Raw genomic sequence first — 19921 nt, 5'->3', positions numbered from 1 at the left:
GGGCCAGCTGCTGCGATCTCGGCGATGCAGTGACCGCACCGACCCGATCCCTCGACCCCGCCTCCACGCTCCTCGACGAGGAGCCGGGCGCGCCCGACGACCTCGCTCCCGGCACCCTCGCCGGGGAATTCCTTGTGGAGGCGGCGCGGAGCCACGGGGGCTTCGCCGTGGTCTACCTGGCCACGCAGATCGGAACGGGCCGGCCCGTCGCGCTCAAGGTCCTCCGGCGCCGGCTCGCCGCAAGTACGCGTATCCTTGAGCGATTTCAGCAAGAGGCCGCGGCCCTCCGGGGCCTCGCGCACCCGCACATCGTGGCGAGCGTCGGCGTGGGCGACCTGCCGGACGGCAGGCCCTACATCGCGATGGAATGGATCGAGGGCCGCACGCTGAAGCAGGAGCTCCGCGCGCGCGGCGCGTTCTCGGCCGCCGAGGCGCTCGCCGTGCTCGAGGAGGTCGGCGGCGCGCTCTCCGCCGCGCACGCGGTGGGCATCGTCCACCGCGACGTCAAGGCGCAGAACGTCATGGCGATCCCGAGGGACGGGTGGTTCACGACGCGGCTCGTCGACTTCGGGATCGCCAAGCTGCTGGAGCCCGAGCGGCTCGGCCGCGGGCCGATCTTCACGCAGAGCAGCGTGCTCGGGACGCCAGGCAGCATGGCCCCCGAGCAGATCGCCGGCCGCCCCGTCGACGCGCGGACAGACGTCTACGCGCTCGGCCTCTTGCTCTACGAGCTGCTCACCGGGCAGCCCGCGTTCCACGCCGACAACATCGTCGAGCTCGAGGAGCTCCAGCTCTTCGCGCCGCCGCCCCGGGCGGGCGATCTCGTGACCGTGCCGCGGGCCTTCGACGCCGCGATCGCGCGCTGCCTCGAGAAGTCCCCGGACGCGCGCTACCCGGGCGTCGCCGAGCTCCTCGCGGATCTCCGCGCGGCGCTGCTCGCCGCGAGGGACGAGGCCCGCGTCTGCCCGGCGGCGGCGCTGCACGTCGCGGTGCAGATCGAGGGAGAGGAAGAGCTCGACGAGGCGGCCTTCGACGACGCCGAGGCGGTGCTCGCGGCGGCGCGGCGCGCCGTGGCCGGGGCGGGCCTGGTCACGCTGGTCGACGGCGGCGGGGTGCTTGTCGGCGCGACGACGCTCCCCGGCGATCCGGAGGGCAGCCGCGCCGCCCGGGCCCGGCTGGTCGGGGCGGCGCGCGCGCTCGATGCGACCCTCGCGTCGCGGCCGCGGCCGAGCCCTGCGGTCCAGGTCGCGCTGGTGCTGCACGCCGCGCCGGCGACGGTCACGGGCCCGGACGGGCGGGAGCGGGTCGCGGGGGGAGAGCTCTTGCGCCTCAATGAATGGACGGCAGGGCATCCCCGGCGCGGCCTCGTGATCACGAGAGCCGTGCGCGCGGGGGTCGACGAGGGCTAGCCGGCTTCGTGAGGGCGCCTGTTTGAGATTTCAATTCAGGCCGGCGGCGGCCGAGGGCGATTTCACCTCACCACGAGCTTCCCGGCCGACGTGACGCACGACTTATTGGGCTCGGGCGGCGTGTCGCCAGATTCGCAGTCCACCGGCACCTTGTAGTCCTTGCCGACCGTCCCCTTCGGGTACCAGCACTCCGCGTCGAGGTAGCGTGTCAGGTAGTGGTCCCCGTCGGTCGACGACGCCTCGTTCGTCTTCCAATCCGTGCCCGTGTAGAGGATGATCGCGCCTTCCCCGCACATCCTTTCGGCCTCCTTGACGAGGTCCGGCCTCCAGATGGGAGCAGGCGCCGTGCCCTTCTCCGGCACCTTGTCGCACGCCGTGAGCTCGCGCGAGCCGTCGTCCTGGGCGCGGAGGTTCGTCCGCTCGTTCGTACCGAAGTTCAGGGCGCCGCTCACGGTGGTTGTCCAGTCCATGCCGGGGCGCTGCTGTCCGCCTTCCACGCGGAGCGAGGCATAGCCGCAGCCCTGCTCTCCCGAGTCCTTCTTGCGGAGCGCCGTCAGCATCTCGGCGCATTTGTCACGCGCCTGCTCCACGTACATCTTCCCGTCCACGGTCTCGGTCATCCACTCGTTGCCCACCGCCAGCTTGGTCTTGTCCGCACAGCTCGCGGCCACGATGATCGCGTTGAAATACGCCTCGTTCGTGTCGAGGCTCTTCTTCGACGCGGCGGACGTCTCGTTGTACCTCCTCGCGAACTCGTCGAGCTGAGCCTTCTCCTCGGGGCCGAGCGACGCGATGAACGCGCCGCAGCCGAGCGGCGCCGCGCACGAGAGGAGCAGAATCGCCGTCAATGCCTTCGACCTGTATCCATTCATGGGGCGGTGCGATAGCGTTGTACGGATATGGCGTCAACGTGAATGCGCGCCGCACCGCGAGCCGGAGCGCGCCTCCGCAGCTCGCGCGCCGCCCTCCTGTGCGGCGGCGCCGCATCTTCCCACCCGCGCCGGGTGGATTCACGAAGGAGCTCTTCTCCCTTGGTATCAAGCTACTTCGTCAGGACGACGTGGGTGGCGTGGTCCGTGGACGCGTGCTCCGTGCATCGATAGCCGAGGCTCACCGTATCGATGCCGGCGAGGAGGTGCTCGCCCCGGCCGAGGAGCACGGGGGAGATCGCGAGGTGGAGCTCGTCGATCAGCCCCGCGGTGAGGTACTGCCGAACGGCGGCGACGCCGCCGCCGAGCCGGATATCCTTGCCCTGGGCCGCCTCCTTCGCGCGCTTCAGCGCGGCGTGGATGCCTTCGGTCACGAAGTGGAATGTCGTTCCGCCCTCCATGGTGAAGGACTCACGAGCGTGGTGCGTGAGCACGAAGACGGGCACGTGGTAGGGCGGGTTCTTGCCCCACCATCCCTGCCAACCGTCGTCGGGCCAGGGGCCCCGCTGCGGCCCGAACATGTTGCGGCCCATGATCCAGGCGCCGAGGTTCTCGAAGCCGCGCGCGGCGAAGTCGTCGTCGACGCCTGCTCGGCCGACGGTGTCGCCGATCAGCGAGCCAGCGAAGTCGGCGTGCATCTTCTGGAACGTCTTCGTGCCTAGGACCCACTGGTGCAGCGCCATCCCTCCGACACCCATCGGATTGGCCAGATCCTGGCCGGGACCGGCGCCATGACCGTCGATCGAGATCGAAAACGCGTTTACCCGAAGCCTCGACATGAGCGCAACTCCTTCCGGCGCAGGCATCGCCTGCGACCCTCGTGACGACCGTCCTTCTGAAGTGGCGACGAACGAGCCGGGGCCGGATCGACACGCCGGCGAATTTTTTCTTTCGCTGGCCAGTGGTGACATGAAAGCGCTGTCTATTCAATGATTTAGGAGGTCCCTGGCGGACGGACGGACGCGCTTCCGCGGCTACGGCCACACCACGTCGGTCGGGCTGCTTCGATCCATCATCGTTCCATCGCCGAGCTGCCCGTTCGAGTTCGAGCCGAAGCAGCGGATCGCACCGGCGTCGACGAGCGCGCAGGTGTGCAGATCGCCGAGCGCGACCTCGACGACGCCCTCGAGGTCCGTGATCTGGGTCGGCATGTGCCGCTCCGTTTGCGTGCCGTCGCCGAGCTGACCAACGTCGTTGCGACCCCAGCACCAGAGAGTTCCGTCGGACTTTACCGCGCACGTGTGCTTGCGCCCCGCCGCGATCTGCACGACGTCGGTGAGGCCCTCGATCGTCGTGGGCGCCGTGTGGAATACGGTGCTGCCGTCACCGAGCTGACCGTTCCGATTGTCGCCCCAGCACGTGACACGACGGCTCTGGAGCAGGGCACATGAGAACTGCTGGCCGGCCGCGAGCTGCAGCGGATGGTCGATCCCGCTGACGAGCGTCGGTGTCGGCACCGGCTCGTCGCTGAACGTGCCGTTGCCGACCTCGCCCCAGCCGTTGGAGCCCCAGCAATGTACCGAACCGTCGTCGCTCGCCGCGCAGGTATGAAAATAGCCGAGCGCGAGCCGCTCGACGCCGTTGACCGAGAGCGCTGTCGGCGTCGGGTGGTCGTTCATGTCGACATGGCCGAGCCCGAGCTGCCCGCGGGAGTTGTCGCCCGAGCAGGAGAGCGTGCCGCCGCCATGGATCACGCAGTTGTGCCAGTGGCCGAGCGCGAAGTCGCCGAGGCGCTCGACGCCGGCGAGAGCGACCGGCGCCGGCGACGGCTCGATGGCCGTCCCGCCGTTGCCGAGCGCGCCGCTCGGATTCGCCCCCCAGCAGCTCGCGGCGGCCGCGTTCGTGCGTACGCACGTGAACTCGTACCCGAGCCCTATCTGGACGACGCCGGTGACGCCCGGAACGGCGAGGGCAACGCTCGAGTCTCCGGAGCGTCCCTGGCCGAGCTGGCTCGCGTTGCCTGCGCCCCAGCACCGCACCGTGGTATCGGAGAGCACGGCGCAGGTGTGTTGCCCACCGGCGGCGATGTGGTTCGGCATGTCGCCCGCTGCGCCCCCGGCGCCGGTGCCGGAGCCAGCGGAGATCGAGCTCGTGGAGCCGCCGGTGCCGGAGGCGGCGGAGCTCGTGGAGCCGCCGGCGCTGGACGCGCTGGAGCTCGAAGTTGTGGAGCCGCCGGCGCCGGACGCGCTGGAGCCCGAAGTTGTGGAGCCGCCGGCGCCGGAGGCGGCGGAGCTCGCGGAGCCTCCGGAGCCGGACGCGGCCGAGCTCGCGCTCGTGGAGGCGCCGGAGCCTGAGCCCGGGCCTGTGGAGTTGCACGAATAATCGGTCAGAGCGAGGGAGAGGAGAACGGCGCTGTGCAGTGTGAAGGTGCCGTTCATCTGGGATCGAGAAGGGGTGGACATGGGAACGAAACCTCCGAAACGCGCAGTATACGCCGGCGGGGTTTGGTCGAACATCCCTCGAATGACGTCTTGAGCGACTCGTGGATACCTGTCGGCGTGGTGTGGATAACATTGCTCAAACGAGTGATCCCGCTGGAGCTGTGGGTTCTTGTCCGCGGATCAGGGATTCGTACGTTTTGAACGTTTTGCTGGCCGCGCGCGACGCGCGCTCCACGCGGGCCGGCAACGTCCGGCCGCGCGCGCAGCCCCGCGGGCGATCGCGCTTGACCGACGTATGCACCGTGGTGTATATGTTTCGACATGCAACTGGACGTCTTCCAGGCCCTGGCCGACCCCACGCGCCGCCGCATCGTCGAGGCTCTCGTTTCTGGCGAGCAGCAGGTGGCCGAGGTCGTGGAGAAGGCCGGCATCCACCAGTCGGGCGTGTCGCGGCACCTGCGCATCCTCTCGGACTCAGGCTTCGTCTCGATGCGGCCCGACGGGCAGCGGCGCCTCTACTCCCTTCGTCCCGAGCCTTTCCGCGAGCTCGAGGACTGGCTCGGCCGCTACCGGCAGCTCTGGGAGGAGCGGCTCGATCGTTTCGGTGCAGCGCTCGAGAAGAAGCGCGCGTCAGCTCAGAAGACCCCGGCCACTCAAGACGGCCCAACCAGGAGAAAGCGATCATGAACAGCGCAGTCAAAGTCCAGGCCCGATCAAAAGTCAGAGTCGAGCGCACCTACCGCGCCACGTTGCAGGAGGTCTGGGACCTCTGGACCACGCGCGAGGGCTTCGAGTCCTGGTGGGGGCCGCGAAATTTTCGGGCCGCCGTGGCGGAGCTCGACGCGAGGCCGGGCGGCACCCTGCGCTACGAGATGATCGCCGCCACGCCCGAGATGGTCCGCGCCATGGCGGAGATCGGCCAGCCGCCCTCGCACGCCGTGACCTCCACCTTCGCGGAGGTGAGGCCCATGAGTCGGCTCGTGCTCCGCAACGTGATCGACTTCTTGCCCGGCGTACCGTCCTACGAGGCCGACATCGAGGTCGAGCTCACGGAGCTCGGCGACCGCGTGAAGATGGTGGTGCTGCTCGACACCATGCACAGCCCCGAGTTCACCGAGATGCAGAAGGAAGGCTTCACGAGCCAGCTCAGCAAGCTGGACGAGAAGTTCGGGGCGGCGTGAGCGTCACCCCCACCGGGCGAGCGGCGTCGCGTCAGTAGGCGAAGGCCTGGTAGACCTCGGTCTCCTCCGTCTCCTCGCGCACGGCGAGCGACTCGATGATGGGATTGAAGCGGAGCATGCGCTTCGCCCGCTCCGACAGGTGGGAAAGGCTCTCGCGGGGCACCCGGATCGAGACCTCCGGGCGGAAGAGCCAGCGGCGGCTGTAGCCGATGACGACCATGGGCCGCGGCTCGCGCGAGCGGTTCGGGGTTCCGCGGTGGAGGCCGCGAACGTCGCGGACCATGACGTCGCCGAGCTCCATGGGGATCGGATCGAGCGCGACCTCGCCCTGCTCGAGGCGCCGCATCCCCTCGGCCTTGGAGAGCATGTGTGTGCCGCGGGCGATCTCGATCGGGCCGTTCTCGGCGGTGACGTCGACCAGGGGGAAGTTGACGGCGATCTGGAACGCGGGCGTCTCTTTCCCCGTCTCGGGGAAGAGCGGCGGCGCGTCGCGGTGGACATCCTGGTAGTCGGACCCGAGGAGCGGGGTGTCGGTCGCGAGCTGGACCATGGTCATGTCGGCGCCGACGAGGCGCTCCACCACGCCCAGGATCGTCTCGTCTTCGTAGATGCGCGGCTCCGCGAAGGGGGCCCTGAACGGGAGCGTCACGTAATAGCGACCCGGCCCCCGGTTCTTGAGGTGCCCCTCACGCGCGATGTGGGCGTCGAGGAGCGGCGCGAAGGCCTCACGCCACGAGAGCAGCAGGCGCTTCGGAATGAGGTTCTTGATGAGGCAGAACCCATCGCGCTGCGCCGCGTGGGCAAGCTCATCCATCTCGGCGCTCGTGTGGCGGGCCTGGCTCATGACTCGCGCCAAGCTTGGAATGGCTCGAGCGGAATCGTCAAGCCCAGCGCTCGCTCCCCGGCGGGTTTATCCCCATCCCGCCGTTGCCGGAATCATCGTCTTGGGGGGAGAATGCGGCGCTCCAGGCGCCCGGCCCACGGGCGTGGGACGGGCAAACGATCTCAGCCTGACGAGGCCGACGCGCGCGCGGCCCCGCTCTGCGTCAGCTCAGGCCGATCGCTCCGACGCCTGGAAGCATGGCGGCCTCGACGCCGCCTTTGCGGGAGCGCGTGGGTCACAGCTTCGAGGCGGCGTGGTCCCAGTTCACCAGGTTCCACCATGCCTCGACGTACTTCGGCCGGGCATTGCGGTAATCGATGTAATACGCGTGCTCCCACACGTCGCACGTGAGCAGCGGCGTCTTGCCCTCCGTGAGCGGGTTCCCGGCGTTGCCCGTCTGCACGATCTCCAGCTTGCCGGAGCTGTTCTTCACCAGCCAGGCCCAGCCTGAGCCGAACTGACCGACGGCCGCGGCGCTGAACTTCTCCTTGAACGACGACACGCTTCCGAACGCCTCCTCGATCGCCGCACGGAGCGCGGCGGAAGGCTCACCGCCACCCTGCGGCTTCATGCTGTGCCAGTAGAACGTGTGATTCCACACCTGAGCTGCCTGGTTGAAGACCCCGCCGGACGTCGTGCGGACGAGATCCTCGAGGCTCTTGCCCGCGAGCGCCGGGTCCGCTGCCACGAGCTCGTTCAGCTTCGTGACATAGGCGTTGTGGTGCTTGCCGTGGTGGAAGTCGAGCGTCTCCGCCGAGATGTGCGGAACCAGCGCGTCTTTGGCGTAGGGGAGCTCGGGAAGAGTGAAGGCCATGGTTCTGTTCCTCGTGTTGCTTGTCGACGGCTTCGCGCTCGTCGCAGCCTGTTGTGAGTAGCTCGGCGAAGACCTTCGGGTGGCGCTCCGGCCACGGATCGAACGTCCGCGCATCGCGGCCAGACAGCCGCTCCACGTCGCCGAACCGGCGGCAACGTAGCAGCCCCGGTGGATGCGCGTGGCGCCTTGCCAATGAGTTGGCAGTTTTCCATCCATTTGGAGAGGCGGCCTCCCGGCCCGCGGGTCCGCTCGCCTGCCAGACCCGACAGATGGCGCCCTGTTCCATGCCTCGAACGCGGCCGTTCCAGATCGCCGTCTGGCGTCGCTCCGGGTAACGCCGCATACTCTGGACGTGATCCTTGAGCGGTCGCGGGCAGGTCTCGTATGCCCGCCTGTGGCCTTCCCGCACCGGTGGTCCCCCACCGTGGTCGACCCGGTGTGCCCGATGGGCCTGCTCGGAGACGCCGTTGCCGGGTCAGGCATAGCGCGATCACAGGGGCCGTCAATCTGATTGCTGAGAACGCTTGCTCGACCTCGATGACGCTGGCAGCCGCATGGCAGAGGCGGGCTCCTCCGGCGCGAACGAGCGTCTGGGCAGAAGGATGATGCGGAGACAGAATGAAGACGAAAGAACTTGGGAATACGCTGGGTCTCGTGGTCTGCGCCGGCGCCGCGCTCGGCCTCTTCACGGCCTGCTCGGGCGCCGACGTGTCGGACGAGCCGCTCGAGGAGCTCGGGACGGCGTCGTCCGAGATCATCGCCGCCAACGAGGTGGTGCTCCACGATCTCTCGAGCTTCTCCGGCGCCTCGCAGGGGTTCGGGATCGGGCGCTACACGCTCGCGGACATGGCGATCATCGGCGACAATACCGCGAGCGCGATCACGGTCCCCGTCGGGCTCCGGGCGACGGCCTTCTTCGGCGACAACTTCGGGTGGGATGTGCGCGTCTTCACCTCGGACACGGACCTCGCGGCCGCGGGCTTCGACAACACCATCTCGAGCCTCGTCGTCGCGCACGCCTCGGACCCGCAGCTGGACGCCGTCACCTTCTACGAGAACGCCAACTTCTCGGGCGACTCGTTCGCGTTCGGCGTCGGCGCCGCCCTCCTGTTCGCCAGCCCATGGACCGCATGGGACTTGCGGATCAGCTCCGTCCGCGTCCCCCCCGGCTTCAAGGTGACGATCTCCGACGGGTGGATCGGGTATCCCACGAATACGCGCGTCCTCACGGCGGACGCGAACCTCGCTCCCCTCAGCTTCGACAACAAGGTCCGAAGCTTCATCATCGAGCGCTTGTAGGAGCGGGCGCGCGGCGCGGCCGGCGCGCCTCGGCACGGAGGCCGCCGCGCCAGGCTGCTGCCGCCGACGCACGAGAACAACGCATCGATGGCGGAGTGCGACAGCTTCGCCGCGTAGGCGTGGCCTCGCCGATTGCGGATGCGCTTCTCGACGCTCACGGACCTCCCCTGGGCTGCTGTCAGCTCCACCTCGGTGATGTCGCGGTCGAGGACGAGATCAGGTATCCGCCATCCACCGCGTGCGCTGCGGCAACGGGCGAGTAGGAGCCGCACAGGATAGCCCGGGGACTTTCCCTCCACACGTCGTCCTGCGCCTTCCCCGGGGACAACCCAAGCAGCCATTGATGGATCGCCCCGAGCGAGCATGCTTAGGCGGACGAGGTGCAGCCTCGCCCGATTTCGCTGATCACGTCGAGGAGCGCGGTGAAGCCGTACTCGTAGCCGCCGTAGCGAGCCGGCTGCATCAGCCGAAAGAAGCCGGCGCGCGGGCCGATGGTGCGCGCTCTGCCTTCAGGGGCCTCGGGGAGACCGGCATCGCGATGGCGGCCCGTGCATCCGCGCGGATCTCCGCGAGGCGGGACGCCGCGCCGGCGCCGCCACGCTTAGGGATCACGTCCGGAGTATGCGAAGATGCCCGGGGCGGCGCTAGAGGGCGCCCTGGAACGGCCGCGTTCGAGGAGTGGAACGTTGAGGGAGCCCGATGATCTGTCCGGTCTGTCGATGTTCGTGCGCATCGTCGAGGAAGGCTCGCTCAGCGCGGCCGGCCGGGCGCTCGGCCTGCCCAAGGCGACCCTTAGCCGCAACCTCGCGCTCCTGGAGAAGCGGCTCGGCGCTCCGCTGCTGATCCGCTCCACGCGCGCGCTCAGCCTGACGGATACGGGCAGGCGCTTCTTCGACAAGGTCCAGCCCATCGTTCGAGAGGCGCAGCAGGCGACCGCCGAGGTCAAGATCCTCCACGCGTCTCCCTCGGGGCTGCTGCGCATCACCGCGCCCGTCGCCTACGGTCAGGCGGCGATCGCGCCCCGGCTGCTCTCGTTCATGAGGCGTTATCCGGCGGTCCGCATCGACCTGCATCTCCATGACGGGCGCGTCAACCTGGTCAATGGCGGCTACGACATGGCGGTCCGCATGGGGGCGATCGAGGACAGCGAGCTGATCAGCCACAAGCTGGCCGATATCACCATGGTCATCGTTGCCTCGCCGACCTGGCTGGAGCAGCACGACGTGCCCCAGAGGCCCGCCGACCTCGCCCGGCATGCCGCCATCGTCACGCGGCCCGAGCTCGTTCACTGGAAAGTCGGCGGGGAGACCGTGCGTGTCCCCTGGCGCATGAGCACTGGCAACATGATCGTCACGCGGGATGCCGCGAGGGCGGGGCTGGGCATCGCTTTCGTACCCGAGTTCCTCGCGTTGCCTGACCTGGAACGAGGGTCGCTGGTACGCCTGCTCCCCGACCTCGATCTGCCGATGATCCAAGCGACCGCCCTGTATACGCGGGCCGCCAGCCAATCGGTGGCGCTGCGCGCCTTGCTGGACGACCTCCTGGCCAGCCGGCCCATCGAGGCCGATGCCGCGCCGCCGTGACCCTGCCCGGGCGCGGGTGTACCCCTCTGCTGCGACATGCGATGTGGTTACACCGGCTTTTTATCAGGTGGGGTGAGGGGGAACGAGCCGGCGCCCTTCAAAACCTGTCTGCCAGCGTGAGCTGCGGGTGCTGCGCCGGGAAGAGCACCGGGACGAGCCGGGCGGCGTCTCCGGTGAGCCGGAGCTTCCCCGCGTCGCACACCTCCAGCGGCGCGTCCGACCCGAGGAGGAGCCGCGCCACCGCCCAGCCGCCGCGGACGGCGCTGCGCGCCCCCGCGGCGCTCCGCCCGTGGACGACCTCGACGCGGCCGCGGTCGAGGCGGAGCGTCGCCGTCTCCTCCGGGCTGGCGAGGGTGAGCGCGCCGCGGTAGCCCGCGAGCTCGGACGCGGCGAGCCGGGCCGCGAGCTCCGGCGCCATCGCCGCGAGGCATCCCGGGAGGTCGACGACCCGGACCATCGCGGCGCCGCTTTCGGCATACCGCTGCTCGTAGCGGCTGTTCAGGGTCCGGAGCCGCGCGGCGAGCGCCGAGCGGTAGGGGAGCGTGTCGAAGCGCAGCTCGGGGAGCGCCTTCCGCCGGCAGAGGGCCCCGAGCGCCGAGAGCACCGCGTCCGGTGCGCCGGTCGCCTCGGCGCACACGAGCCGGTTCCTGCCCGCCTGGACGACGACATGCCCTTCGGGGCGCTCTCGATCAGCGCCCCAACACCAGGCCTCGACGTCCTTGCGCATGCCGCTCCACGAGCGCAGAAAGGTCGGCCGCACCGCCGTGCCTGTGAGGCCGGCGTTCCACCGGTTGTGCAGCCGCACCAGCGCCTGCGTGGGCGCCGCGGGGATCCGGCGGAGCCCCCGTGGCGGAGGCAGCGTGGCCGGGAGGTCGGCGAGCTTCACGCGCCACCGCGACTCGGGCCAGGCCGGCACGTAGCCGAACCGGTGGTAGAAGTCGTCGATCCCGAACAGGATCGAGAGGTGATAGCCGCAAGCGCGCATGCGCTCGAGGCTGTGCGGGGCCGTGCGGGCCATGAGCCCTTTCCCGCGGTGGGCCGCCTCGGTGGCCACCGCGCCGATGCCGCCGCAGCGCACCTCCGCCCGACCGATCCGCATCCGGTAACCCCACACGCCCCAGTGGGTGACCAGCGCATCACCGAGGAATCCGACGGCCGAGGCGTCCCAGTCGTAGTGGCTGTGGTTCACGTACCAGGCGGCGCAATCGGCGCGGAAGCTCGCGTAATTGCCAAAGGTGCGCGCCGCGATCTCGATCACCGCCGCCGCGTCGGCGAACGGAGCGGGGGAGCGGACGGCGAGGGGCGGCGTCTTCAGAGGCATACCCGCCCTCGGTAGCAGCGATTCGACCACGGCGCGGGATCGAGCATGTATCCCTCCTATCCGGCCCCCGCCAACCCTGTCCAAGTTTCCGACGCCGCGGCGCTACCCCTCGGGATCGCGCTCCGGCCCCAGCCCGTGCCGGTGGAGCAGGCGGTACAGGTACCGCCGATCCAGCCCCGCGGCGGCCGCGGCCCGCGAGACCTTGCCGTCGTGGGCGCGGAGCAGCGCCTCGAAGTAGCGGCGCTCGAAGTCCGCGAGGACCCGGTCGCGCGCCTCGGCGTACGGCACGCTCGCGTCGACCGGCGGCGGGGCGTTCACCGGCGCGAGCTCGCTCACGGGCGGCGGCGCGCGGAACACGAGGTACTGCTCCACGTAGTTCCTGAGCTCGCGCACGTTGCCCGGCCACGCCGCGCGCTTCAGGCGGGTGATGACCTTCGGCTCCCGCAGCGCCGCGGCCTCCTCCGGCGTCGCGTGGAGCGCGGCGAGGAGATCGTCGAGCAGCGCCGGGATGTCCTCCGGCCGCTGCCGGAGGGGCGGCATCGGGATCCGCACGACCGCGATCCGGAAGTAGAGATCGGCCCGGAAGCGGCCCGCGTTCACCTCGGAGCGCAGGTCCCGGTGCGTGGCCGCGATGACGCGCACGTCGACCGTCCGCGCCGTGTTCGTCCCGACGCGGCGGATCTCGCGCGCCTCGAGCGCCCGCAGGAGCTTCGGCTGCAGGTCGAGCGGCAGCTCGCCGATCTCGTCGAGGAAGATGGTCCCGCCCGACGCCTCCTCGAAGGCGCCGACGCGCTGCTCCGCCGCGCCCGTGAACGCGCCCTTCGCATGCCCGAAGAGCTCGCTCTCGATCAGGTTGCCGTGGATGGCCCCGCAGTCGACGACAACGAACGGCTTCTCGCGCCGCGCGCCCCGCTCGTGGATCGAGCGGGCCGCCTGGCTCTTGCCGGTGCCGGTCTCGCCCTCGAGCAGCACGGTGACGTCGCGCTCCGCCGCCCGGGCCAGGAGCGCGAACACCCCGCGCATGGCGGCCGACGCGCCCGAGAGCGCGCCGAACCGCGCCTCGTCCCACAGCGGGAGGCGGTTGTGCTCCGTGCCGAACTCGAAGCGCGCCACGGTCTTGCCGACGCGGATGAGGCTGCCGGTGCGCAGGAACGCCTCGACGACGGAGACGCCGTCGACGGCCGTGCCGTTGCGGCTCTTCAGGTCGCGGACGCGCGCGCCGGCCTCGTCGATGCGGATCTCGCAGTGGAAGCGCGAGACGGTGGGGTCCGCGACGACGAGGTCGTTGCCTTCGTCCGATCCGAGCGAGCACCGATCGGCGGAGGAATCCCACACGACGCCCCGGGCCGGCCCCTCGACGAGCTCCAGACGGAAGCGGCGCACCGCGCCCGCGCCGTCATCCGCGGGCGAGCCGGTGTGCGTCAGCGTCTCGGGGCCGCCTTCGGCCGCCTTGCTCGGAGGTCTGCTGGGCACGCGGCCACGGTATCACAGCGGGCGCGGGGGCCATCGCGCCGCGCTCGGGCGGCTCGAACGCGCGCCGGGCGGCTCGAGCGCGCGCCAGGCATCCGTGGGGCCAGCGCCGCGCTCAGAAGAACCCGATCGGCCCCGGCGACCACGGGAACTCCACCGCCTCGCCGACAGCGGGCGGCGCGACGCGGCGGAGCCTCCCGTCGCGCCACGCCAGGATGACGAGCCCCGGATCCTCGAGCGGCGCGCCCAGGTCGACCTCGAGCCGCGTCGGCCTCCCGTCCGCGACCTCGGCGACCCGGATCGTGGCGCCGCACTGGCCGACCTCGTAGCCCGCGGCGATCGGCGAGGACGGCGCGCGGTAAAGGGTCTCGAACGCCCCGGTCAGCATCGTCCCGCCGATGGGCCCGAGGGAGAACGAGGACGGGCCCGTGCGCGTGAGGCGCTGCGTGCCCTTGTTCATGGAGAGGATCGACCAGCAGGAGAACGAATCGGGCGACTCCAGGGCGCGGATCGCCTGAGGGTACATGGACGCCATCGGATCCGAGGCGGCCGCGATGAAGACCCGCTTGCGTGGCGGCGCGTCGATCTCCGCGCTGCGGGCGATGTCCTCGACCTTGCGCGCGATATCGATGCTCGATGCCGTGGCGGCGAGGAACAGGAGCGGCGCGAGCCCGAGGTGCACGGCGGCGAGGAACCAGGCGCCGGCGCGGCGGGGCCATGACGCGACCCCGGGCGAGGCGGCGCGGCCCAGCCCGCGCAGGACGACGACGGCGAGGAGCGGCGCGATCCCGAGGCCCGGCATCAGGAGCAGGCGCGACCCGGGGAAGCCCCCGAGGCTCGTGAAGAACGCGAGGAGCGCCCCGGGGACGAGCCAGCGCAAGGCGGCGCGCTCGCGCTCCGGGACCGCGGGGAGGCAAGCGCGGTAGAGGAGGGCGACGCCGGCGGCCGCCGCGAGCCCGACCGCGATGAAGGGGAGCTTGGGGAGCGGGACGGAGAGATCCGCGGGCACGGCCACGAGGGCGCCGCCGATCAGGATGGGCAGCCGCTCCGCCGCGGCGGCCACGAAGGCGAGGGGGCTTGTGAGCGGGTCGATATACCCGCCGGTGTGCGCTGCGCCGCCGCCGAACGCCTTGTACGCGGCGAAGTACCCGAGGAGGCCGAGCGCCGGGAGCACGCCGGCCGCCCGGGCGCGCCAGCCGTCCGCGCGGCCCGGCGGCAGGGGACCGGCGAGCTGATAGGCGATCCAGTACGCCGCCCCCCCGAGCGCCGCCTCGCCCCCGAGGAGCCCGATCCCGAGCCCGAGCGGGCCGAGGTACAGCCCGGGCCGCCACCCTTCCTCGCGGTAGCGGAGAACCGCAAGCAGCCCGAGCACCACCGGGAGCGCCGCGAGCAGCAGGTGCTGGCACGCGATCCAGCCGGCCGGGTGAACGTGGTTCCCGCTGATCGCGAAGATCAGCAGCGCGAGCGCCGCGGTCGCGCCCGGGAGCACGCGCAGGAACAGCCTGCCTGCGGCCGCGACCAGGGCGACATAGAGCGCGATCGAGACGAGGTGGTACCCGAGCGGGGTGTCGCCGAAGACCGCGCGCTCCAGCGTGAACAGCGCGCTCGCCAGGGGGCGGACAAGGTGGATCCTGAGCTCCGGATCGGTCCACCACGGCAGCCCGGAGATGGAGACGGCAGCCCGTGTCTCCTCCGGGGCGCCGGGGAAGAAGTTGTAGAGATCGTACCAGGGCGGCGAGCCAGGGATCAGCTTCGCGAGGTAGCAGAACAGGATGTAGTCATCGGCATAGAAGGCGATCGCCACCGTGGGCAGCGCCAGGGCGAGCGCGGCGAGCAAGACAGCCGTGAAGAAGCGAGGGTGGCTGAGCCACCGCGCGAAGCGATCGGAAGGATCCGGTTTCATTCGGGCCCGCAACGTAGGGTATGCCGCGCGCGCCGTGTAGATGGACCGGGGCGCTACGCGCGGCGCCGTCGTATCCACGGCTTACTCGGCCCTCAGGCATAGGCCGCAGGCAAGTGTGATTTGTATTACGTTTGTGCGAAGGCGACGTCTCCTGGAGCGCTGCGCTGATCGAGCTCTGTTGACGAAACGTGCGGCGTGACCCGGACACGTGCTCCCTCCGTTCCGCGCGCAAGACGGCCAGCGCGCGCAGATCCGTGACAACCATGCGGAGCTCGCGGCGAGCGTGACATCGCGGTCGATGTTCCGGCTGGACTCGGACCGAGCAGATGATGTCGATATCATGCCCAAGTCCGTATCGGCTCCTGCCCGACTCCTCTGTTTGAAAATTCACACGAGGCTCCCTCTGCGCTGCCAGCGCACGGCGACCAAGACGCACGCCATCGCGGTGTCCCACGACATCCGGAGCTCTCGAGTCAGCTCTGCGCGCACCGTCGTTCAATCGCTCTCCCGAACGCTTGACGTGGCTCCCGTATATGCAATTAATTCTCGGGAACACCCGCATTTAAGGCGCTGTGATATTCTTAACCGAGGGCCTCACACCCTTCGTCATCGAGCAATTTCGGACAGCGTGGACAGTGCTGGCTACCTTGGGGGGAGAGGGACCATGCAGAAGTCTGTGCTCGCAGAGGTGGATCTTGCGCAGCAGGCGGTGCTGGCGGTCGACGCGGACAGCACACTGGTAAAGACCAATGTCTCGGTTGAGGCGCTTATCTCATTGATCAAGTGTAATATTGTCTACGCCATAGTGTGGCCGCTCTGGCTGCTCTGGAGCCGGGCATCCTTCTGGCGCGAGGTGGAACGCCGGGCCTCGCTCGAAGTGGCGTCGCTGCCCTACGACGAGCAGCTCCTCGCGTACCTCGAGCAGCAGCACCGTCTCGGGCGCGAGATCGCGCTCACGACATCGGCGGACATCCGCATCGGGCACGCGATCGCCGCGCACCTCGGCGTCTTCACTCAGGTGATCTCCAGCGCCGGCGACAGATCCGAAAGCGGCGCGCCTCGTTGTCTTCACGACGCACTCGGCGGCCGCCCGTTCGTGTACCTGGCCCGCCGTCACGGCGGGCCGCACCTTCGCGACATCATGGAAGAATCGCCGCGGCTCCTGCGCGTGCTCCCCCGCGCGCTGCGGATCCACCAGTGGGCCAAGAACGCGCTTCTCTTCGTTCCGCTCCTGACGTCGCATCGTCTGCTCGATCTCGTGCTCCTGGCGCAGGCGGCGTGTGCGTTCGCGTCGTTCAGCCTGTGTGCTTCCAGCGTCTACCTCCTGAACGACATGTTCGATCTCGAGGCGGATCGCCGGCACCCGGTGAAGCGTCACCGGCCGCTCGCCTCGGGCGCCTTGCCGCTCGGGACTGCCGTCTGGATGTGCACGGGATGCCTCGCCGCCGGACTCGGGCTGAGCCTCCTCCTGCCGGGCTCGTTCCAGGCCATCCTCGTGCTCTATTACGCCCTGACCGTAGCTTACTCGATGTATCTGAAGCGAAAACTCCTCATTGACGTACACCTGCTAGCGGGGCTGTACACGATCCGGGTCCTTGCCGGGAGCGCGGCGACCGGGCTGCCTTCGTCGTCGTGGCTGCTCGCATTCTGCATGTTCCTGTTCCTCAGCCTGGCCATGCTCAAGCGCTTCATCGAGGTCCACGACCTCGGCGCGAAGGAGATCCAGGTCGTGGCGGGGAGAGGGTACCTGTCCTGCGACGCCGACGCGCTCCGTTCTCTCGGCACCTCGAGCGGCCTCCTCAGCGTGGCGATCCTGAGCCTGTACATCAACTCGCCGCAGGTCGTGAGCCTATACGAGACGCCCATGTTGCTCTGGCTCCTATGTCCGCTGCTCGTCTACTGTGTGAGCCGATTGTGGATCCTCGCGCACCGCGGAGAGATGCACGCCGACCCGGTGGTGTTCGCGCTCAAGGACCGAGCCTGCTACCTCGTCGGGCTGTCGGCAGGCGCAGTGCTGCTGCTCGCGACGATGCACATCGGCGGCTGATTGATGCGCGCCCACGCGCCGCGCACGTCGAGGGGGCGGGCCCAATCATGCCCTTGTGATGAACGATGGCGCTCTGCCCCTGGACGGAGTTCATGTCGGCAGTGCCGGAGAGAGCGTGGTCTCGAACATAATTCAATATTGTCAAATTGATACGTCAACTATGGGAGCGAAGGTTGCGCTGCCGTCGTTCTCTGGCAGGTGCGGTCCTATGACGCGGATTAAGTGGAAAAATGTCTGGTCGCTGTTCGTTGTCGCGTCGATCCTCTCCTGGTTAATGGCGGCAGGTTCGGGATGCCACCCCAGCGAGAGCGTCACGTCTACGGCTGCTCCGGTCGACAGCAATCTGCTGAGCGGGCTCGAGCCGCGCAGCGCTCGCGGGGTCACGAGCCCAGTCAGGTTGACTGATGGAGTCGTCTCGGAGGAAGGCGATGACTGGAAGACGGACATGACCTGTCGGTTCGAGTCGTCTGCGTCATTCATCGAGTACGACCTCGGCCGCGACGTCCGCGTGACAGCAGCATATCTCCAGGGAGACAACAACGATCGCTACATCGTCTCCACCTCGTCGGACGGAGTGGAGTTCGAGACCATCTGGGCTGCCCCGCCTGTGGGTGGTTCCGGGTTGCGCCAGCGCCACAACGCCGGCTTGGACGGTACGGCGCGGTACGTTCGCATCTCGCCTTCTGGCGGCGATGGATCCTACGCGCTCAGCGAGCTCCAGCTGTTCTCCGAGCAGCCGGCCGTGTTTCCGCCCGAGCCCTCAGCGCGTCGAGGCGCGCCGGGAGACACCTGGTTCCGCTCGACTGTCCTCTGGTTCGGTATAGCTATTTCCGCCCTCGTGTTCTGGGCCCGGCGAGGCCAGCGTTGGTGGCTCGCCGCGCTGGTGTGCCTGGCGGCGATCTTCGTCGTCGTCGCGGGGTCGAATCCTGAGATCTGGCCGGTGGGGCAACTCGAGATCTCCCTGATCCGGGCCGCAGCCGCAGCGGTGGCCCTGGCAGCGGTCGTGCGCGAGGCGCTCGCGCGGCGAGACCACGCGCCGGAGCCCCGGGTGACCGTCGGCGTGCTCGGCCTCACGGCGGCCGTGGCCATCGCCGCCTTCTACAACCTCGGCCAACCCCAGTTCTGGGATCACAAGCACCATCGACCGAGCGTCATTCACAACTACGACATGCGGGTGTATTACCCCGTGGCGAAGTACTTCCATGAGCTGCGGTTCGATGGGCTCTATCTGGCCAGCGTCGCCGCTCTGGTGGACGATGTGCCGGGCGCCACCATCAAGCGCTACGGGGACGTGCAGCTGCGCGATCTGAACACGCACCATGTCGTCCGGGTGAGGGACGTCGCCGATCAGATCGAGGGGGTGAAGCGACGTTTTTCACCCGAGCGCTGGCAGGAGTTCACGCGGGATATGCGCTACTTCCGCGAGACGATGGGCACCAGGGACTACCTCGGCACGCTGATCGATCACGGCGGCAACGCGACACCGATCTGGTTCACGGTGGCGAGGCTCCTCTTCGCCCACACGCACGCGAGCGACGAGACGCTGCTCCTCAGCGGCTTGCTCGATCCCATGCTGCTCCTGCTCGCGTTCGTGGCCGTGTGGCGCACCTTCGGTGTGCGGACCATGCTGGTCTCGGCGACGATCTTTGGCGCGAACGATTTCTATATGTTCGGCACCAACTGGGCAGGTGCGACGTTGCGCCACGACTGGATGGTCGCGCTGGCGCTCGGCGTTTGTGCGCTGCGCCGCGAGCGCTGGATGTTGGGCGGTGCGCTCCTCGCCTATGCTGCATTGATCCGAGCATTCCCTGCGCTCGCGCTGGTGACCATGGTGCTACCGGCCTTGTGGTGGATCGGGCACGAGTGGAAGAAGGAAAGGAGGCTCCCGTCGGTGCGACGCATCCTCGAGCACCAGCGCGGCACGATCCGCGCGGTGCTCGGCGCGATCCTCTGCATCGTGGCGCTCGTCCTTCTCTCGTTCGTGGTGCTCGATCCGGCGGCCTGGGCGAGCTGGGGGCGGAAGGTCTCACTGCTCAACCGGGAGGACCTCGTGAACCAGGTGAGCTTGCGCGTTCTCGTGGGGTACGGTGATCACCACACGTTCGCCGCGCTGGGCCGAATCGCGGGCGCGCTGGGCTGGGAGCCCTCTGACCAGCTCATCCAGCGCGTGGCTCCCTTGCTGACCGCCGTCGTGGCCGCGCTGTTCATGTTGGCGGTCGTGCTCGCCGCTCGCGGGAAGCGGATCGAGCAGTCGGCCCTGCTCGGCTTGTTCCTGGTTCCTATCGTCTTCAATCCCATGAATTACTATGTTCATATGGTCTTTCTGTTCCCGCTCCTGGCTGTCGAGCGCGCCGGCGCTGCGAACGGAGAGATTCGTCCGGTGCGCGCGCTCGATGCCTGGATCTGGTGCTGTCTCCTGGGAATGTGTGTCGCGCAATACAAAACCGTTCTCGAGCCGCGGGTCGATACCCATTTCTACGGCGCGACGGTCATTCTTTTTGTGGGCATGGCTGCGATCCTCGGCTCGCTTGTCCTCGACCAGCACCGACGCGGTCGGCAAGGCGCGATGCTGGCCCGAGGTCCGGCCCGAGCACCGCTCGAGCACCTGGAGCAAACCGCCACCGGTAGCGAGTCGGTGGGCTGAAACGATGTGACTGCGGTGTTGTCTGCGTGGGACGAGTCGGCTCGTCATGAGCGATGG

16 protein-coding genes and 1 pseudogene are annotated in these 19921 nt (G+C 69.2%); 8 read left to right on the top strand and 9 right to left on the bottom strand.

What is annotated here, in order from left to right; genetic code table 11:
* Positions 1–29 precede the first annotated feature (29 nt).
* Positions 30–1409, top strand: coding sequence for a serine/threonine-protein kinase (locus tag POL72_RS00760; protein WP_272092957.1), 1380 nt, complete (start codon positions 30–32; stop codon positions 1407–1409).
* Positions 1410–1471: 62 nt separating this feature from the next.
* On the opposite strand, the gene POL72_RS00755 is transcribed toward POL72_RS00760, so the two are convergent.
* The 3 genes from POL72_RS00755 to POL72_RS00745 form a co-directional block, all read right to left on the bottom strand.
* Positions 1472–2257: a hypothetical protein gene (locus POL72_RS00755; protein WP_272092956.1), complete on the bottom strand. Its 786-nt coding sequence runs from the start codon at positions 2255–2257 to the stop codon at positions 1472–1474.
* A gap of 194 nt (positions 2258–2451) precedes the next feature.
* A complete protein-coding gene (locus tag POL72_RS00750) occupies positions 2452–3117 on the bottom strand; it encodes a dihydrofolate reductase family protein (RefSeq protein ID WP_272092955.1) in 666 nt (221 codons plus the stop codon).
* Positions 3118–3312: 195 nt separating this feature from the next.
* A complete protein-coding gene (locus tag POL72_RS00745) occupies positions 3313–4377 on the bottom strand; it encodes an RCC1 domain-containing protein (protein WP_272092954.1) in 1065 nt (354 codons plus the stop codon).
* On the opposite strand from POL72_RS00745, the gene POL72_RS00740 reads away from it, so the two are divergent.
* The 3 genes from POL72_RS00740 to POL72_RS00730 all read left to right on the top strand — a co-directional run bounded on the left by POL72_RS00740 (position 4376) and on the right by POL72_RS00730 (position 5900).
* The gene (locus tag POL72_RS00740) at positions 4376–4660 is read left to right on the top strand and encodes a hypothetical protein (protein ID WP_272092953.1); all 285 of its coding nucleotides are present in this window, start codon (positions 4376–4378) and stop codon (positions 4658–4660) included. The two genes, POL72_RS00745 and POL72_RS00740, sit on opposite strands and share 2 nt — an antisense overlap.
* A gap of 380 nt (positions 4661–5040) precedes the next feature.
* Positions 5041–5406, top strand: coding sequence for an ArsR/SmtB family transcription factor (locus POL72_RS00735; RefSeq protein ID WP_272092952.1), 366 nt, complete (start codon positions 5041–5043; stop codon positions 5404–5406).
* Positions 5403–5900: an SRPBCC family protein gene (locus tag POL72_RS00730; RefSeq protein WP_272092951.1), complete on the top strand. Its 498-nt coding sequence runs from the start codon at positions 5403–5405 to the stop codon at positions 5898–5900. Before POL72_RS00735 ends, POL72_RS00730 begins: the two co-directional genes overlap by 4 nt.
* Positions 5901–5931: 31 nt before the next feature.
* Here the strand turns inward: POL72_RS00730 and POL72_RS00725 are convergent, their stop codons facing one another.
* Complete coding sequence (locus POL72_RS00725) at positions 5932–6744, bottom strand: phytanoyl-CoA dioxygenase family protein (protein ID WP_272092950.1); 813 nt, start codon at positions 6742–6744, stop codon at positions 5932–5934.
* A 274-nt stretch (positions 6745–7018) separates the two neighbouring features.
* Complete coding sequence (locus tag POL72_RS00720; protein WP_272092949.1) at positions 7019–7597, bottom strand: superoxide dismutase; 579 nt, start codon at positions 7595–7597, stop codon at positions 7019–7021.
* Between the two features lie 618 nt (positions 7598–8215).
* Between POL72_RS00720 and POL72_RS00715 the strand changes: the two genes are divergently transcribed.
* Entirely contained in the window at positions 8216–8896 is a 681-nt protein-coding gene (locus tag POL72_RS00715; RefSeq protein WP_272092948.1) for a beta/gamma crystallin domain-containing protein, read from the top strand.
* A gap of 104 nt (positions 8897–9000) precedes the next feature.
* On the opposite strand, the pseudogene POL72_RS51510 reads toward POL72_RS00715, so the two are convergent.
* Positions 9001–9237 (bottom strand): annotated as a pseudogene (locus POL72_RS51510) (hypothetical protein); the annotation flags it as partial.
* 345 nt (positions 9238–9582) lie between these two features.
* On the opposite strand from POL72_RS51510, the gene POL72_RS00710 reads away from it, so the two are divergent.
* A complete protein-coding gene (locus POL72_RS00710; RefSeq protein ID WP_272092947.1) occupies positions 9583–10479 on the top strand; it encodes a LysR family transcriptional regulator in 897 nt (298 codons plus the stop codon).
* Positions 10480–10576: 97 nt separating this feature from the next.
* Here the strand turns inward: POL72_RS00710 and POL72_RS00705 are convergent, their stop codons facing one another.
* From POL72_RS00705 to POL72_RS00695, 3 genes are all read right to left on the bottom strand, one after another.
* A complete protein-coding gene (locus POL72_RS00705) occupies positions 10577–11800 on the bottom strand; it encodes a GNAT family N-acetyltransferase (protein WP_272092946.1) in 1224 nt (407 codons plus the stop codon).
* A 102-nt stretch (positions 11801–11902) separates the two neighbouring features.
* A complete protein-coding gene (locus POL72_RS00700; RefSeq protein WP_308738103.1) occupies positions 11903–13273 on the bottom strand; it encodes an FHA and sigma-54 interaction domain-containing protein in 1371 nt (456 codons plus the stop codon).
* 112 nt (positions 13274–13385) lie between these two features.
* The gene (locus tag POL72_RS00695) at positions 13386–15173 is read right to left on the bottom strand and encodes a hypothetical protein (protein WP_272092945.1); all 1788 of its coding nucleotides are present in this window, start codon (positions 15171–15173) and stop codon (positions 13386–13388) included.
* A 208-nt stretch (positions 15174–15381) separates the two neighbouring features.
* Here POL72_RS00695 and POL72_RS50905 point away from each other — a divergent pair, with 208 nt between their 5' ends.
* Together POL72_RS50905 and POL72_RS00685 are read left to right on the top strand one after the other, a co-directional pair.
* Positions 15382–17220 carry a UbiA family prenyltransferase gene (locus tag POL72_RS50905; protein ID WP_272092944.1) on the top strand — a complete coding sequence of 613 codons (1839 nt, stop codon included), beginning with the start codon at positions 15382–15384 and terminating at the stop codon, positions 17218–17220.
* Positions 17221–17428: 208 nt separating this feature from the next.
* The gene (locus tag POL72_RS00685) at positions 17429–19864 is read left to right on the top strand and encodes a hypothetical protein (protein WP_272092943.1); all 2436 of its coding nucleotides are present in this window, start codon (positions 17429–17431) and stop codon (positions 19862–19864) included.
* The last annotated feature ends 57 nt before the right edge of the window (positions 19865–19921 follow it).

This window comes from Sorangium aterium, from assembly GCF_028368935.1.
In the GTDB taxonomy this organism is placed as follows: Bacteria; Myxococcota_A; Polyangia; order Polyangiales; family Polyangiaceae; genus Sorangium; species Sorangium atrum.
The sequence above is the reverse complement of the archived record's forward strand: the minus strand, read 5'-3'. Positions and strand labels throughout refer to the sequence as shown.